The sequence below is a fragment of the Methanobrevibacter smithii ATCC 35061 genome (assembly GCF_000016525.1).
GTDB classification, from domain to species: domain Archaea; phylum Methanobacteriota; class Methanobacteria; order Methanobacteriales; family Methanobacteriaceae; genus Methanocatella; species Methanocatella smithii.
Genome location: NC_009515.1, coordinates 1,645,818 through 1,663,525, shown reverse-complemented (window position 1 = coordinate 1,663,525; position 17,708 = coordinate 1,645,818). Strand labels below are relative to the sequence as shown.

Genomic DNA, 17,708 nt, shown 5'->3' with positions numbered 1-17,708 from the left:
TATAACCATTAATATAATAATATATCTACCAAAGATAATAAAGCTTTTGATGGTGAGAATTATGAAAAAACTATATTTATTATTAATTATACTGATTTTATTAATGGTAGAGGTCAATTTATACAATTACAATGGTTTTGATTTTAATTCAAACAAAATAGAATTCGAAGGTGCCAAGTTTGATTTGCCTGACAATTTCAATATTACTAATGAAAGTAAAAATACAATAAGCCTCTACGATAAAAGTAACAATATAACTATAAATATAACTCATTTAAATGACAATGTTTCAATTAAAACCTATTTCCAAAAAGCTCTAAAAGATAATTTTACAGTAGGCAATGAAACTCAAAAAATAGATGATATTAATGTATATGTAACCTATCGTGAAACAAATTATACTAATTCAACACAATTATTCTTTGAAAAAGATAATACAAATTATCGTATGTGGATACTGAACTATGATAATAAAAATGATTATTCTTCAAAAATAGCTGCTGAAATTATTACAAGCCTAAGACCTGCAAATCAAGGATATATAGGTTAAAAATAACCTTCAAATCCTTATTTTATTGCAAATCTATTTTTTCTTTTATTTTGGACAAATAATTTCTGAATAAAATCCAGAGAATCATCAACATTCAAACATTTTAATGTTTCGTCAATTTTAGGAAAGTAAAGTGATTCATTTGGAATGACATTATAAATAAAAACATCACTTACATAACTATTAACACTTTCAGACTCTGATTCACTGAAAGCACCTAAATAATCTTTAGTAAAAAAAACATTTTCTTGAATAATTTGTACAGGATTACCGCTCAAAAAAGAATTAGACAATCCTTTACAGTTAGGAGGGACAAATGCATTATTATCTACAATAGAACCAGAACCTAAAACAACTCCTGAAGATATATAAGCCAAATGACCTAACCACACATGATCCCCAATAAGAACAGAACCCGGAAAATTAATCCTTTCTTTAGTTTTGGATAAATATATCGGATAAGCAAAAGAAGTTCTAATATTTGTACCACTACCAATATTACAATCATCACCAATAACTAAATTCTGATGTTCCTGAACATTGATGTTTAAAGGAGCAGTCATATTATTATCACGACCAAAAAAGACAACTGAATCATGATAAACCTGTAAATTCAAAGGATATTGTGAATTAGGAGTGGAAGATAAATAAACTAACGAATTATTACCTTCAAAACGTATATTTGCATTAACTAACTTAACCTCACGTTCACAATAAAATAAATTACCTTTACCTCTAAAAGTAACATTGGAATTAACAAATTCTGGTCTACCAATAAAATTATTTTGCTTTAAATTCCCAATTTGATCAATATTACTAACTGACTCCATAAAAACCACAATAATTATTTTTTAATTGAATTTAGAATCGCATCTAATTTATTTTCAAGATTATTCATTCTTCTTTCTAAATTATCTCCACTATTTACTAAAGAACCTGTTTTTTTAGCAACAAGACATGTATCACACCAAGGTTTAGCATCAGCATTTGTAGAAACATGAATAACTTCAAAATCAACATATTTAGCTAATGCACTCATACCATCTTCATAAAAACGATAGCAGTCAGTATCTGCATCACCATGTTTAGGTCCTCCACTAGGAGCAATAATACAGCAAAAACCACCAGGCCTTAAAACTCTGTCAATTTCAGCCATTGTAAGCCAGAAGAAACCTAAATGTTCAAAAAATTGACCTGAAACAACAACATCATAGCTATTGTCTTCAACTTCATACCAATTGTAAATATCATCAACAACAATATCCACATTAGCCCCTTTTTCAAAATCTAAACCCTGATAAGTCCAATTAGAACTATTAAAAATAGATTTATAATTATAATTAGTACCACTTGTATCTAAAGAACCAACATCCAATATATCTAAAAAATCATTATCATTAAGATAAGTATTTTTAAACCAACTCATTTTATCATGACTAGACTTATGCATGTTATCACCAATTAATTCTCTCTAAAATTAAATCTAATTTATTTTCAAGATTATCCATTCTTTTTTCTAGATTATTATTAACACCATACTGTTTTCTAGCTATTAAAACACAATCATACCACGGATAAGAAATTTCATCATCATTAACATAGCATTCCAATATTTGCAATCCTACATAATTAGCTACTTGTTTCATACCATTATCAGTGAATCTGAAACAGTCATAAGGATTTTTGTGAACAGGCCCTGCACTAGGAGCAATAATACAACATAATCCACCAGGTTTTAAGATTCTTTCAATTTCTTTTATAGCTTTCCAAAAGAATTCCATATGTTCAAAAGCCTGACCAGAAACAACAACATCAAAAGAATTATCTTCAATTTCAATCCAATTATAAATATCTGAAACAACAATGTCTACGTTAGGACCTTCCTGAATATCCATACCCTGATATTTCCAGTTATCTTCTCTTAAAAATCTGCCGTAATTATAAGAAGTATCACTAGCATCATAAGACCCAATGTCTAAAATATTTAATGAATCTTCAGTGTTCAAATAATTATCTTTAAATTTTTCCATTGATTGAAACGAACTTTTATGCATATTATCCCATTAAATATTATTGATTAACTACCATATAATTTATAATTAATTATATTAATAATTATTTCCTATTTTAAGTTTATTTAAAGAAAATAACTTTAAATCAGAACTTAATATTCTTTCAAATTTTATAGTTAATTGTCTATCCTATTTAAAGACTAATCTCTTAATTTTGGAAAAAAGTTATTTTCAAGTTAATTTCCTATTTTTTGCAATTAATTTCTCATTTTCAATTAATGATTTTTCCATTTTTCTTTTTTAAAACTTGTAAACTTTATTCTTTAAAATTACAATTTTAATCTCTATGGTTCAGAAAATTTATTTTAATTAATACACTAATTAATCAATGAAAATTATTTTTTTATTTGAACTTTGATTTTATTTATTTAAAAAAACCCTGATTATTTAATTTTAACTGGATTTATCTTAACCAAATCAATGCAATTAGCAGTATCCTCAAAATAAGACTCATCTGAATTTTTAAAAGGCAATACAATCTGTTTATTATCTCCATGAATATTTTGATATCCTCCCAAAACAATATCCAATTAAACATTATTATTAATTTGATTGTATAAAACTTCAATTGCATTTTCTACAAAAAAATCATCAGAATCTAAAAACATTACAAAATCACATAATGCTTCCTCAAAACCAATATTACGATGCTTACCTTCAGCACCATTATTTTCATCTAAATGAATAGCTTTGAAATTGTCAAAATTATAATAATCTAATTATCAATATTTAATTTTGTGAATTATACTATTATTACATTCATAAATCACACTACTCCATTAATTGAGTCTGTAAAATTTTATAGGCTTATTTGTTTTTTAATTTTTTACAGTTGAACTTTCATTTTGATGAAATTTCATTCTAATTTTTCTTTAATTTTAATATAAATGATTTAAAAATAGTAAAATACTTTAATAAGTGAGGACAAATAATATTTTATGACCAAACAAAACAAATCTGCCCTCAATAGTAATATAGACTTCATACAACTTAAACTTTATGATTTTTTTGATGAAAAAATTGATCAAGAAAAAATTATTTCAAAAAGATTGAATAAAACACCTAATTTTGAAAATACTAATCATAAACTATTTTTAGATGAAAATAATACTTTTAAATATGATAATCCCATTTGTCCAGTTTGTGGAAGCCACAAAATAATCAAAAAAGGCACAATAAAGAAAAACAAACAAAATACTAATGGAAAAACAACAGAATTCAAAGAACAGCAATATCAATGCAAAAAATGTGGAAAAAAATTCGGAATATACAATAATCCATTAATTGGTGAAAATAAACAATTTTTACAAGAAATAATGGATAAAATTCCAGGAATAATGAAAATAGGGTACCAATCACTTCGTAAAATAAGTAAATACTTTGAAATATTCCTTGGAATCAGAATATCTCATCAAACAATCAAGAACTGGTCTGACAAAAATCACGAAGAAAGCATCAGCAATGAAAAATTTGAATATTCTGGCTATTATTTATATGATGAGCAATTTTTAAGACTTAATGGAACTAGACACTACAGATTAACTTTATTTGATGCAATACTCAATATTCCAGTCACAGAACGAATAGTACGTCGCAGAATACCAAAAAACACGAAAAAATTTATCTTAGAATCAACAGAAAATAAACCATTCATTTGCCTAACAACCGATTTATTCCCAATGTATCGTAATGTAGCAGATGAAATAGAAGTAAAACATCAATTGTGCATATTTCATCTGTTTCAAACAATAAACCATAAATTAAAAGTATATTGTAGAAGAAACAAGATTAATGGAAAACAAAGAGACCATATTTACGAAAATGCACAAGAATTAAAAAACTGTTTCAGACAAAACTCAAAAAAAGAAGCAATAGAACAATTTAAACAATATTTACAAAAATATACGGCCATACCAGTTGTTTTAAAAGATTTCATAAGAAAACATATCATAAATCACTTCCACAGATACGTAGAATATCTTGATGATGAAAATATAGAAAAAACATCAAATAAAGTCGAAAATTACTACAGACAAACCAATCCTGAAAAAATAAAGAAAATATACAAAACCAAAAATGGAATCCTGACATTTTTAGACTATCAAATGCAAAATTGGACTGAAAAACACATTAAAATCAAATAAGCCTATAAAATTTTACAGACTCCATTAATTGAAAAATTAATAATTATCCATCATTTATTTTACATTTTAAAATAGTATCCACAATAAATGTCCAGGGCTGTTCTTTAATAATCTCAAATTTATAACCTAAATCTAAATTCTCAATCCAAGGTTTTATTTCAAAGAAATCTTCGACACTATGATATATACTAATAAACAGCATTGGTTTTTGACTTTTTATTGTTTCAATAGCTCCACTTAAAAGATCCTTTTCCGCTCCTTCAACATCAATAGTAATCAAACCAACATCCAAGTTATTTTCCTTGACAAATTGATCAACAGTTACTTCTTGAACTTTTAGCTCTTCTGTATATTTTCTTAAGTTAGAATCAGATGTAATCCCCTGAAAATTATCATTAGCTAAATATAAACTTCGCTCACCATTAATATTTCCTAAAGATTTGTTTACAGGTTTTATATTTGAAATATTATTTATTTCAACATTTTCTTTTAATAATTTAAAAGACTCTTCAAATGGTTCAAAAGCAAAAACATTTTTATGAGTAACTTCAGATAATGGAATTGCAGTATCTCCAGTAAATGCTCCTGCATCAATTATATCTTTATTTTCAAGAAAATTCTTATCTTCTTTACTTAAATTTAAATCTATAAATCCATGAAGATTATATCCACCTTTAAAGTTATATTTTCCTATTTTATCTTCAGATACATTATTTATTTTAAAATCTGTCCACTGTTTTTGTTTTTCCAGTTCATCATCAAAAAATAAAGTTTCTCTTCTGTTATAATTAATAGCTAAACTTCTTAAAAAAAGCCATTTAAAGTAGTTTTTTGATTCTTTAGGTAAATTTTCAACCATTTTCTTGAATTTTTCCTCAAAATCATCTCTAAAATAATAATTTATATAAGACCAATTACAAAAGCTAGCTGCAGTATGTTCATTAGCTCTAATTTTACTAAGATTGTTATATTTATCGTTAAGAGAATCAATCTCTTTATGTAAATTTTCTATTTCTTGTTTAAGAACTTTATTTTCCTGAATCAGCTTTTTTTTATTTCCAAAAATGTTATCCTTAATTGTCATAGTATGCCTTAATGTAATTAATTTTCATAAATCCAGTCATAAACTCTTTTAGAGTTATTTTGATCATTATATCTGTAGAACTTGTCAACTCTTTTTTTATAAACTTCTTTCATTTCACAATCATTATCCAAATAATCTTTAATTAGCTTTATTAAATCATCCTCTTTTTTGATAACTTCTCCAAAGCCCATTGTTTTATAATCAAAATAGCTTTTGGATAAATCAAAGTTATAGTCATCTGAGTATTGATAATATATAACTGGCTTTTTAAGATATGAAAAATCAAAAGCAACAGATGAATAATCAGTTATAAGTAATTTTGACTCATTAAATAGCTCTTGATAAGTCTTTTTATCATCTACAATAATGCTTCTATCTAAATCAAACAAATATCGGAATTTAGCTAAATTCGGATGCGGTTTAAAAATTATTTTATAACCTTTATCTTTAGCATAACCAATTAACTCTTCATTATTTAATAAATCATTTAATCCTTTAAAGTATTTGGAATTTTTAAGAGCAAATTCACTTTTTTGCAAATATTCTCTCCAGGAAGGCATTATTAATATCTGTTTTTTGAGATTATTATTTTCCAAATTATCAAAACGTGGAAATCCAAGTGTTTGAATAATTTCAGGAGAATAATTATAATCTTCACCTAAAAAGGACTTTCTTTCTAAAGGAGAAACTGTTAAAATTAAAGATAAATCCTTATCATATTTTCTAATCCATTTAGAAATATTATCTTTTGTAACTCCATGCTGTAAGAAGTATTTCTCTGATGTAATCAGTCCACTGTATAAATCTCCATTTTTGGCATAAAAAGGATTTAAAATGTTTTCATCAGGATGTGAAGAAATTATTTTATCTGCAAATAAATAGATTAATCTTTGTTTTAGTGAATAAAATGGTAAAACATTTTTATATTTGTTTGTTAATCTGGAATAATCTTTACTATCCTTTGAAACTGTGAAATATTTTTTAACATGATCTTTTCTGGATAGTGCATACTTAAATAATTGTTCAGCATTATCATCAGCCTCATTTCGCCTATCCATAAATAACCAGATTTTTTTATTTTTTAAAAATGGATATAAGGCAAGATAAGTTAATCTAAAAGCCAATGCCGAAGTATAATAAGGACCTCTATCTTTATAGATTTTCATTAAACATTTATACTCCAATTTTAACATTTTAATAAATGAATATGATGTTATATAAAAAGAATTATCTTTAAAAACCACAATATTATTGTCTTTAATTAAGTAATTGCTGCTAGTTGATAATCTTGCATGCTTTTCAAAAGTAATTGGAAGATTAAATGATTCATTTCCACTTAAAACATTTATAGTTACTTTTTTATTTTTAATTTCATCTACCGGAATTTCCAAATCAAAATCATAAGGAAATTTATACCCAACTGATAAAAATTTTAATGGTTTCCTTGTAGGATAAACAAATCGTTTAGAGATAAATTCCTTATTTTCACACTTAGCTACTATTTCAATATTGTCCGGATTAAAATTACTCATTAAAAGACCTGATATGTTTAAAAAACCATTTTTTATATTGACTATGTCAATGTAAAACCTGTGAATACCTAAACGGTCATTAAGCTGCAATTCATTAATTGTTTTAGCAGTTAAATCAGACTGTTTGATAGTTAATAAAAACTCGCGAACATTATTATCTAAAGTTTTATAGTTTTTAATAATATCTTCATCAATATAAGATAAGATATCTAAAAAAACTTCCCAAAATTCATTAATTTCATCTTTATTTAAAATATTATCAATTTCTTCAACTTTTACCATCCATTGAAGGTCATAAATTAAAGTATACTGAATAAATTCCAGAGCTTTATCATATTTTTTAACTGAATAGTCAATAAGTTCTTTAAAGTAATATTTTAATCTGTCTGTAAAAAATCCTTTCTTTTTTTGAGAATTATCAATTGTAGATGATTCATCAAAACGTTTTCTATATAAATAATTGGCATTTTTAACTAATCCTAATTTCGGATTATCAATAAGAATTTTATTAACGAATAATGCATCCTCTGAATTAACAAGACTTGTATCAAATCTTAAATTACCAATAGCTTCCCTTTTAATAAAAGCTGATGAAGCTGAAAGCTGCGGATAATCAGGTTCATCTAAAAGATTAACTACTTTTTCGTTTTTATATTTATAATTAAGAATATGTGCTCCTTTCTGATTGTCAAAAAAAGTTATAGGTATTGATATAACATCTACAGCAGGATTTTTCACTAAAAAATCATAAACTGCTTTAAAAGTATTTGGAGACAGTTTATCATCACTGTCAAGGAAGTTTATATAATCTCCCGTAGCATATTCTAATCCTAAATTACGTGCACTTGCCTGACCGCCATTTTCTTTAGATATTACCTGAATATTATAAGGATAATTTTTCTGATATTTCTTAGCTATTTTTAAAGAATCATCATTACTTCCATCATCAACTATAATAAGTTCCACATTATGTTCGAATCCAAAATTTTGAACTGTTAAAGATTCAACTGCATCTTCAAGATATTTGTCATTATTATAAGATGCCATTATAACTGAAAATGGCTTACATGAATCCAATTTTTCAAATTCTTCAAGATTTTTGGAATTCAATACTTTTAAAGTTCTTGATTTTATTTTAAAATCCAGTTCATCAACATTTAATGAAAAATCTTTTGAACTATCATCTAATATTTCATCAAATTCTTTTTTCATCAGATTAAAGAAATTTTTTCTATATTTTGGAGCTGTCTGGCTGAATCTCCATAAAATAAGATGGATGAATCTGTTGTAAACCTGTTTTTTATAGACATTTATATAATTAGTTTCAACTAATAAGTCACGAATTAATCTGAAAATATGAATAACATCAATATAATCTTTATCCTGACCTTTAGAAACTGTTGAACCTTTTCTGTTTGTTCTGTAATAATATAAGTTTTCATCAATTAAAGAAATCCTTTTAGCTTTAAGATAAACATTGTAAAAAAAGACTTCATCTTCAAATATATATTTTTCCGGAAATCTGATATTATTTTTTTCAATAAAAGACCTTCGATATAACTTGTTGTAAGGAGTTACCGAAATTAATGAAGTGAACTCTTTAGTATCTAAATTATTAAATACCTCTTTTTTAAACCCGCTGAAACATTTAAGAGAATAATACCATAAATTATCATCAATTATATGTGTTTCATTATCAAAAGAAGAAACCTTACACATTACCAAATCCAAATTTCCATTAACTGATTTATTATACAATTTCTCAAGCATGTCTTTTTTTATAAAATCATCTGCATCAACAAAGGATATAAATTCACCGCAAGCATTGTCCAATCCAACATTACGTGCAGTTCCCTGTCCTTCATTTTCTTTAGAGATTATTTTAATTCGGTTATCTTTTTTAGCATAATTTTCTAAAATTTTTAAAGAATCATCAGTTGACCCATCATTAATGCAAATAATTTCAATATCTTCTAAACTCTGGTTTAAAATACTATCTAATGATGTTGATAAATAATCTCTAACATTAAAAACCGGAACTATTACAGAAACTTTAACTTTCGACATGATTCAGTAACCTATAAATGATATTTAAATTAAATATTAGTATATTGATACTAATTTATAAATTTTTGTGTGGAAGTTATGTTTAAAGAAATGATTAAAAGAAATACAAGTGAGCATTTCCTACTTAAACAATTAATTAAAAAAAATTTCACTGCTAAATACAAAGATTCAATACTTGGAATCTTATGGAGTTTTATAAACCCATTGTTAACTATGCTTTTATTAACTGCAATTTTTTCAACAATATTTTCCGGAAATATTGCAAATTATCCGGTTTATTTTTTAGCAGGCCGATGTTTATTTGATTTTTTTAGTGCCGGGACAAAAATAGCTATGAATTCCATAAAAGGAAACAGCGGTATCTTAAAAAGAATATTCGTTCCAAGATACATCTTTGCTTTTGGAGGAATATGTTCAGAGTTTATCAATTTCATAATTTCATTAATAATACTTGTTGCCGTAATGTATTTAACAGGCCTTCATTTAACCTTAATGTCAGTATTAGCTATTATTCCTATGATAATACTCTTTGTTATGGTAGTGGGAATCGGATTAATATTATCAATCGTATGTACATACTTTAGAGATATTGAATACCTTTACAACATATTTACAATATTATTGATGTATGCATCCGCTATATTTTATCCTGCAGAGATTATTCCAGAAGCATTAAGACAATATTTATATCTTAATCCTGTGTATTTACTAATTGATCAATTCAGAGACATTATAATGTATAATACATTACCAAATATCATGAGTGTTATTAATACCAGTTTATTTGCTCTTATTGTATTAGTTGCCGGAGTTATAATATTTACAAAATACCAAAGGAAAATTACATTAGAATTGTAGGTTGTTTATTATGAAAAAGAATTTAAGATTTAAAAATAATATAAATAGTGATTCCAACAATCAAAACAGAAATTTTAATCAGAGAAAACAACCAAAAGAAGTTATCTTTGACCTGCAAGATGATTACAACAGAATCCCAAATGATATGCAACAGCCTAAATCTCTACACCCTAATGGTTGGCAGCCATCAAAAAATAATGAAGTTCCAGATTACATCGAACCAATTCATAATAATATATTAGAAAAAGAAACTGCAAAACAACATCAGGATGTTGATAATCTAGTTTCACAATTTATTCCAGACTATCATGAAAAAGTTGCAGTTGAACTTAAAAATGTTTCTTTAAGTTTTAAAATATCTAATGATAAAATTGACAATTTAAAGGAATATGTAATACGTACTATTAAAAGAAACAAAGAAAAAAGCAGAAAATTCAAAGCTCTTGATAATGTTTCATTTAAAATCTACCAGGGAGAAAAAGTTGGAGTAATCGGTTTTAACGGTGCTGGAAAAAGTACTTTACTTAAAATAGTATCTGGTGTTTATGACTGTGACAGTGGAGAAGTAACTACTAACGGAATAATCGCACCGTTACTTTCTTTAGGTGCCGGTTTTGATTATAACTATTCAGGAAAAGACAACATCTTTCTAAATGGTGCTATTTTAGGATATACTGAAAAATTTTTAAAATCAAAATATAATGAAATTGTTGAATTTTCAGAACTTGAAGAGTTTATTAACTTTCCTGTTAAAAACTATTCCTCAGGAATGCTTGCAAAACTTGGTTTCTCAATAGCTACTGTTGTAAATCCGGATATTTTAATTATTGATGAAATTCTGTCTGTCGGTGATGTTAAATTCCAGAAAAAAAGTAATGATAAACTTAAATCACTAATGGGCTCAGGTACTACTGTTTTACTTGTATCACACTCAATTCAACAAATCAGAAACATATGTGATAAAGCATTATGGATTAATGAAGGAAAAGTTGTAGCTTTTGATGAAGTAAATAAAGTCTGTGACGCTTATCTTAAAGCAGCACAAAGTGCAAGTAAAGACCAGCTTAAAAACATCAGTCTAGAATAATTGTAACTTCCATTTCTTTTTCATTTTTCAAATCTTCAATTAAATCCAAATCAAGATCTCTGGCAGCTTTGTCTGCATTTATCATTAAAGTACGGGAACAGACATAATCACTGGTTCTGCAGACAATATCTGTCGGATGAGTTAAAGTCAAATCTTCATGACCAAAGCCGACAATCTCATCATGGCCGTTTTCAGTATCTAATATAACAGTTATTTTAGTGTTTTTATTAGCTATTTTAGCTTTAAACTCATCTGAAAAATCATCCATGGAATTATCCATAGCCACTCCAACAATACAATCTGCAGTAGGTCCAATTTCTGGATCTTTAGTTATTTCAAAAGTGGATTTGTGCATGGAAGATACATTTTTGTGACCTTTAGTTCTAATTTTAAAAATCATAATTGTAATTTTAAACTGTAAAACTAATAAATATTTTCATTGAATATAATTAAAAATAAGTACCATAATATTAGCGATATATTAGTTAACATATTGAAAAATTAAATGTTATTTTTATTAAATTAATAGCTATGTTAAAAAATAATAAATATATAAAGTTAAATCTACATATAAAAAAGAAAAAAAGTAAGAGAATTGGGAATTCTCTTTAAGGACTGATTTTTATTGTGTTTCCTGTTTGGAAATCATTCCAGTAGGAAGTAATAATATACTCACCACTCATTAATCTGATTCCTAAGCTTGCAATACCGTCTTTATTAGTAACTTTGTGATAGAAGACACCATTTACGTTAAATGATACGTTTTGGTTAGCTAATGGTTTACCTTGACCATCTAAAGTTAAAGCAGTGAAATTGCTGCCGTCAAGGTACTTCATGGAGAGATCTTTTGTTACTAAAGTTGGCATGACAGTGACTTTGTTTCCAATATCCAAACCATCATACATTGTTGTAATAGTATATTCTCCAGGTCTTAAAGCAATTCCCAAGCTTGCAACACCATTTTCATCTGTTTTTTTGTGATAGAACACACCGTTGATGTTAAATGTTACTTCTTTGTTTACTGCTAAAGATCCGTCTTTATTGTAGACAGTTGCTTCAAATCTGGAAGCATTTAAGTAATATTTGGTTAAGTCATTTTGCATGATTAATGATTTTACGGTTATGTTAAATCCTTTTTCTTCACCGGTTACAGGGTTGTAAGCAGTTAAAATGTAATTTCCAGGTCTTAACATAATACCTAAATCAGCTACACCATCCTTATCAGTCTTTTTAGTATAGAAAACACCATTAATATTAAATCTGATTTCCTTATTAGCTATTGCTTTTCCAGTGCTGTCAGTGAATTTAGCATAGAATCTGGTAGCATTCTGATACATTTTAACCAAATCATCAGCTACAATAGTCGGATTAATAGTTACAGTAATGTTTTTAGAAACTGCATTATACTTATCTGAACCATTATATGAAACAGTAGCTTTGTACACATTAGACGCTAAGTTTAATCCCATGGAAGCAGTACCATTAACATCAGTGGTTTTATTGTAAGTTTGACCATTAATAGTAAAGTATACAATAGCATTAGCAATAGGATTACCTAAATAATCAGTTAAAACAGCAACCATTCTGGTACCGTCTTTGTAAATCATCACAATATCTGAAATGTTTAATACTGGATTTCTATCAGGAGATATGTTAACTGCAACAGTTTTATTAACAACACCATTATATGAAACAATAGCATCATATTTACCTACAGCTAACGGAGGTACAATAACTTTAGCTTCTTTACCTGAAACAGTAGCATTGTAAGTTACACCACCAATAGTTACAAATACAAAACCATTAGCTACATGATCAAAGTCCACAGTAAAAGTAACATTACTTGCAGAATCTGAATCAGAAACAGAAACATTCATTTGTGTATTTTTAACTGAAACAATAGTCATATTACTTGAGTAAGAATTATCTAAATCTCCAGTATAATTAACAAATATTTCACAAGGACCAGTTTTTTCTGCTAACACATCAAAGGAACCCATACCATTTATTAAACTGATAGTTCCTTTTAAAACACTATTAAGATAAACATTCACACTACCATTTAAAAGTTTACCATTCTTATCACGAACAACAACATTAACAGTAATATAATCTCCAGTTTGCGGAACATTATTTGAAATAGTCATATTTGTAAATGTATCAATTCTGTAGAAAGTTACATTTAATTTTAAAATATTTCCATCACTTAAAGTTGCAGTTACAACTTGATTACCAACACCATTATATGTATAATTAGCAGTTAAACCATTAGAGTTAAGAACACCTTTATTTGGAGTAATTACACCATTAGAAACTGTTAAACTAGCATTAACATCCAAAATAGGTACTTTAGAAACATCATAATAAGAATAATCAGTTCCATTAAATGCTAAATATACAAGTTTAATAGTTTGAACCGGACCAGAAGCATTGTCTGTAACTAATGCTGGAACTAACCAACTATCACAATAAACAGTAGCTCTAGCAGGAGTGGTAACATTATATATAGGTACTGAACTATTCCAGAAATTATTGTTTAAGTAAACAATACATGCAGGAGGTTGACTACCACTAGTTAAAGATACAAATACTGGGGTATTATAGAAACTAGATCCTGAAATATTACCATTACCAAATTCAACACCGTTTTTATTGTTTAAGAATAATGAATTCATAATAGTTACAGTATTATTAACTCCTAACGGTAATGGATTATCCTTATAAGAACTAGATACTGACCCTTTAAATATCATCATATTGGTCATGTTAATAAATTTAGTATTGTTAACAACCCACCATGCATTTTGATAACGAGGATCTGGCCATGTAAATGCTCCACTATTAACAAATGTTGAATTATTTAATATAATAATTGGACGATAATCACCTTGAGATGAATATCCATAAATAATATCTCTTGTATTGTTTTCAAAATAAGTATTATAAATAGTTACATTACATCCAGTATCATAATTACTAAATACACCTATAGCTGAAATATCTTTTTGATTTGTAAACTTAGAATTAATTATAGTAGTATTTGTACCTACTAAATAAAGAGCACTAGGCTTAGCAGTACCAGTAACATTATGATTTCCGTCAAAAGTCACATTATCAAATAACACTTGTGTAATATTAAAATGATAATTATAATTACTACTACCTTTTGAAAGAATATCCCTAATTGAAATTAAACCATTTAAACAAACTAATTTTCCCCTATTATTTTCTACAACCAAATTATTTTTTAAAAATTCAGTATTTGATATAATAATATTTAATGCTGCTTGATAAGAATAGAATGCTCCACGAGATTCTATAAATTTAGTATTATTAATTACAATAGTTGAGAATAATTTATCTGCGGAAATTCCATAACCTGTATTATTCATAAATATACAGTTATTAACATTTAAATAAAAACCAGTACTGCGAACAAGACCAGTGTCCACTGTAAAACTAACACCTCCAGAAGGATACTTGTTAGTTACACCATTTTTAATTGTTAAGTTTGATAAATAAACTTTAACATCATCATACATTGGTACAAAATCAAATACATAAATATTTTTTTCTGCATCAATAATTGAAGTTTCTTTATTCTCACCAACAATAGTTAAATCCACATATGGTTTTAAATCAAGTTTAACATTACCTTCACCTTTTAAAGTGCCAATTAAATGGATTGTTAAACTTAATGCATTTTGATTCATTCCATAATCAAATGCTTTTTTAATAGTTGCAAATGGTTTAGCTAATGAACCATCACCTGATTCATCACTACCTTTTTCAGAAACATAAACATCAAAAACACTTGCAGGATTAGCATTAACATTTAAAATACCAGTAACAACATTAGTTTTATTAACTTGATCAACAGAACCGGAAATTTCGTATTTTCCATCTTCAGCAATAGCTATTAAAGTAGCTACATTATCAATTAAAGGAGCTGAGCCTTTGTAAGTTCCATTTAAATAGAATTTAACATTATAACCACTTACTTGAATACCACCTAAATCAAAAATAGCTTTTAATTCAGATTTAACATTTGAAGAATTGGTAGATACGAATTTTAAAGAATTAGACATGTTTAAAAGTGGATTAATTCTAACATTAGTACTCATAAAACCATATATATCATTACCGTCATCTGCTTTATTGTTTTCAAAAATACAATTTTTTAAAACTAAAACCATAGCATTATGGTAAATAGCTCCACCTTTTTGAGTAGCTGTATTATTAATAAATTTAGCATTAATAAAAGTTCCGCCACCACTAACAGCACCACCATTTTTTGCAACATTATTTTTAAAAGTATCATTTATACTTGTAAAATTAATATCATTATATGCTGAAATATATAGTGCTTTAATTGTATTATTTTCAAATATATTATTGCTTGATACAAAGTTTTTGGAAGATATATAGAATAATCCATAATCATTACCCTGATTAATTTTGTTGTTTATGAAAGTAGAATTGTAAACTCCTTTTTTAATATTTGTGAAATAAGCGGAACCAGAATTATTTTCAAATAAAAGATTAGTTATACTAGTACCTCCACTAATAACACATCCAGTTATAATATTCTCTCTCATTATTACATTATTTATCTCACCATTAGTAATATAAATTATATACTTTGTATTACATTTTTCAAAGACACAATTATCAATGTTTACAGTATAATCATTTCCACTTGCTTTAATTAAACCTACATAATTATTTTGATATAAATTAGCAAATGTAATATTTATAATATTAACATTTAATGTACTTCCAAAATTAAATGCCCAATCTTTATTAGAACCGTTAATGATTGTTTTACCGTCTACACCAATTATGTTAAGGTAACCTAAGTTATTAAATGTTAAATTAAGATTTCCAGCACCTACATAAGTTCCTTCTAAAAGATGTATGTTTACATAGATATTTTTAGCAAAAGCTTCAGTTATTGCTTTATTAATGGTTTTAAATGGATTATCTTTTGAACCAGTATTATTATCATCACCATTAGGTGATACATAATAATCCACATAGTCACGGTCAATTTTAACATTTACAGTAGCTGTTTTAACAACTGCATTATCATTTAAAGGACCTGAAACTGTAACAGTATATTTACCATTATCAAATAATTTAGAAAATGTGCCATTTATAAATCCATTAACAGAGTTTGCACCGCCAACAAAAACATCATTAAATTTAAAGGTATAATATCCACCATGAATTGGATGACCCATATCATCAGTTGCAGTTGCATTAAGAGTAAAAGTAGAACTAGTTATATCTACATTTTTACCATCAAGAACTGTAACTACCCCATTAAAGCTAGAAGTTGACCAAATGTAATTTCCATATCCACTTTTAGATACACAATTAGTCATAGTGTTGTTTTTAAGATTAAAGTTAGAACCATAAATAGCTCCACCACCATTACTTGAACCTGTAGAAGTAATTGATGCATTTTCAAAAATACAATTAGTAACATTTGCATAATTTACATAAAGTGCACCACCATTTCTTAAAGCCTGAGTATCTTTAAATTTATTTCTATTCAAAATGGAATATTTATCATTATTACCACTAATATAAACAGAACCTCCATTTGAAGATGTGGCAGTACCTATATTTCTTAAAAAAGTAGAATCTTGAATAGTTGCATACTTATAAGAACAAATAGCACCACCACTATATTTAACAAAATTATCTTCAAAAGTAGAATAATATATGTCTAAATTGCCATTGTTGTAAATCGCCCCACCAGAACTAGCTGAGTTATTTTTAAAGTTACAATTTTGAATAGTTAAATTACCGTCATTATAAATAGCTCCACCATAATTTGAATAACCGTTTATTATAGTTAAATTAGTTAAAACTACAGAACTAGTAGATTTAATATCCATAAATTGAGTTCCGTTTAAATCAATTATAGTTTTATCAATACCAGCACCCACAATAGTTATGGTTTTATTTTCAATTGTTAAACCATTATTACCAGTACCAGTGAATTTTCCTTCGGATAAATGAATATTAGTTGCAGTTGAATTAATTGCTTTATTAATTGTAGCAACAGGATTATTCATATCTCCAACATTAGCATCATTTCCAGATGGGCTAACATAAATATCAGAAGCACCATCAGTTAGAATATTAGAAGAATCATTATCTTCTGCACTAACACAAGAAATAGATACCATAAACAATATTAACAAAATTAATATTGCAAATTTATTTTTCAAGTTTTTATTCCTCCTTAACATTAATTTCGCCAAATAAAATTGACAATTATTATATTACTTTTTAATAATATA

General features: G+C 26.7%; 13 protein-coding genes. 4 read left to right on the top strand and 9 right to left on the bottom strand.

The annotated features are described in order from the left end of the window. Positions 1–61: 61 nt before the first annotated feature. Positions 62–550, top strand: coding sequence for a hypothetical protein (locus MSM_RS08025; RefSeq protein ID WP_019264446.1), 489 nt, complete (start codon positions 62–64; stop codon positions 548–550). Between the two features lie 17 nt (positions 551–567). Here MSM_RS08025 and MSM_RS08020 read toward each other — a convergent pair whose 3' ends face one another. The 5 genes from MSM_RS08020 to MSM_RS09095 all read right to left on the bottom strand — a co-directional run bounded on the left by MSM_RS08020 (position 568) and on the right by MSM_RS09095 (position 3,308). Next, complete coding sequence (locus MSM_RS08020; protein WP_011954623.1) at positions 568–1,380, bottom strand: DapH/DapD/GlmU-related protein; 813 nt, start codon at positions 1,378–1,380, stop codon at positions 568–570. Positions 1,381–1,394: 14 nt separating this feature from the next. After that, complete coding sequence (locus tag MSM_RS08015) at positions 1,395–2,000, bottom strand: methyltransferase domain-containing protein (RefSeq protein WP_011954622.1); 606 nt, start codon at positions 1,998–2,000, stop codon at positions 1,395–1,397. Positions 2,001–2,004: 4 nt separating this feature from the next. Further along, positions 2,005–2,604, bottom strand: a complete 600-nt coding sequence (locus MSM_RS08010) for a class I SAM-dependent methyltransferase (RefSeq protein ID WP_011954621.1) — start codon at positions 2,602–2,604, stop codon at positions 2,005–2,007. Between the two features lie 401 nt (positions 2,605–3,005). Beyond that, on the bottom strand, positions 3,006–3,152 hold the full coding sequence (locus MSM_RS09235; protein ID WP_011954620.1) for a hypothetical protein: 147 nt from the start codon (positions 3,150–3,152) through the stop codon (positions 3,006–3,008). Then, positions 3,153–3,308 carry a glycosyltransferase gene (locus MSM_RS09095; RefSeq protein WP_080513228.1) on the bottom strand — a complete coding sequence of 52 codons (156 nt, stop codon included), beginning with the start codon at positions 3,306–3,308 and terminating at the stop codon, positions 3,153–3,155. It lies immediately after the preceding gene. A 252-nt stretch (positions 3,309–3,560) separates the two neighbouring features. Here MSM_RS09095 and MSM_RS08005 point away from each other — a divergent pair, with 252 nt between their 5' ends. Beyond that, positions 3,561–4,766, top strand: a complete 1,206-nt coding sequence (locus MSM_RS08005) for an ISNCY-like element ISM1 family transposase (protein ID WP_011953615.1) — start codon at positions 3,561–3,563, stop codon at positions 4,764–4,766. 43 nt (positions 4,767–4,809) lie between these two features. Here MSM_RS08005 and MSM_RS08000 read toward each other — a convergent pair whose 3' ends face one another. Further along, positions 4,810–5,850, bottom strand: a complete 1,041-nt coding sequence (locus tag MSM_RS08000; RefSeq protein WP_011954619.1) for an FkbM family methyltransferase — start codon at positions 5,848–5,850, stop codon at positions 4,810–4,812. A 17-nt stretch (positions 5,851–5,867) separates the two neighbouring features. Then, complete coding sequence (locus MSM_RS07995) at positions 5,868–9,449, bottom strand: bifunctional glycosyltransferase/CDP-glycerol:glycerophosphate glycerophosphotransferase (protein WP_011954618.1); 3,582 nt, start codon at positions 9,447–9,449, stop codon at positions 5,868–5,870. Positions 9,450–9,527: 78 nt separating this feature from the next. On the opposite strand from MSM_RS07995, the gene MSM_RS07990 reads away from it, so the two are divergent. Continuing rightward, positions 9,528–10,307 carry an ABC transporter permease gene (locus MSM_RS07990; RefSeq protein ID WP_011954617.1) on the top strand — a complete coding sequence of 260 codons (780 nt, stop codon included), beginning with the start codon at positions 9,528–9,530 and terminating at the stop codon, positions 10,305–10,307. Between the two features lie 10 nt (positions 10,308–10,317). Beyond that, positions 10,318–11,394, top strand: a complete 1,077-nt coding sequence (locus MSM_RS07985) for an ABC transporter ATP-binding protein (RefSeq protein WP_011954616.1) — start codon at positions 10,318–10,320, stop codon at positions 11,392–11,394. Here the strand turns inward: MSM_RS07985 and MSM_RS07980 are convergent. Beyond that, positions 11,381–11,794, bottom strand: coding sequence for a DUF371 domain-containing protein (locus tag MSM_RS07980; protein ID WP_011954615.1), 414 nt, complete (start codon positions 11,792–11,794; stop codon positions 11,381–11,383). The two genes, MSM_RS07985 and MSM_RS07980, sit on opposite strands and share 14 nt — an antisense overlap. Positions 11,795–12,002: 208 nt before the next feature. Further along, positions 12,003–17,657, bottom strand: a complete 5,655-nt coding sequence (locus MSM_RS07975) for an adhesin-like protein (protein ID WP_011954614.1) — start codon at positions 17,655–17,657, stop codon at positions 12,003–12,005. Between the last annotated feature and the right edge of the window lie 51 nt (positions 17,658–17,708).

Excerpts from the sequence above, each read along its gene's own strand:
- MSM_RS07985 (WP_011954616.1), top strand. The coding sequence starts at position 10,318 with ATGAAAAAGAATTTAAGATTTAAAAATAATATAAATAGTGATTCCAAC.
- MSM_RS07995 (WP_011954618.1), bottom strand. The coding sequence starts at position 9,449 with ATGTCGAAAGTTAAAGTTTCTGTAATAGTTCCGGTTTTTAATGTTAGA.
- MSM_RS08020 (WP_011954623.1), bottom strand. The coding sequence starts at position 1,380 with ATGGAGTCAGTTAGTAATATTGATCAAATTGGGAATTTAAAGCAAAAT.
- MSM_RS08025 (WP_019264446.1), top strand. The coding sequence starts at position 62 with ATGAAAAAACTATATTTATTATTAATTATACTGATTTTATTAATGGTA.
- MSM_RS08005 (WP_011953615.1), top strand. The coding sequence starts at position 3,561 with ATGACCAAACAAAACAAATCTGCCCTCAATAGTAATATAGACTTCATA.
- MSM_RS08000 (WP_011954619.1), bottom strand. The coding sequence starts at position 5,850 with ATGACAATTAAGGATAACATTTTTGGAAATAAAAAAAAGCTGATTCAG.
- MSM_RS07980 (WP_011954615.1), bottom strand. The coding sequence starts at position 11,794 with ATGATTTTTAAAATTAGAACTAAAGGTCACAAAAATGTATCTTCCATG.
- MSM_RS07990 (WP_011954617.1), top strand. The coding sequence starts at position 9,528 with ATGTTTAAAGAAATGATTAAAAGAAATACAAGTGAGCATTTCCTACTT.
- MSM_RS07975 (WP_011954614.1), bottom strand. The coding sequence starts at position 17,657 with ATGTTAAGGAGGAATAAAAACTTGAAAAATAAATTTGCAATATTAATT.
- MSM_RS08015 (WP_011954622.1), bottom strand. The coding sequence starts at position 2,000 with ATGCATAAGTCTAGTCATGATAAAATGAGTTGGTTTAAAAATACTTAT.
- MSM_RS08010 (WP_011954621.1), bottom strand. The coding sequence starts at position 2,604 with ATGCATAAAAGTTCGTTTCAATCAATGGAAAAATTTAAAGATAATTAT.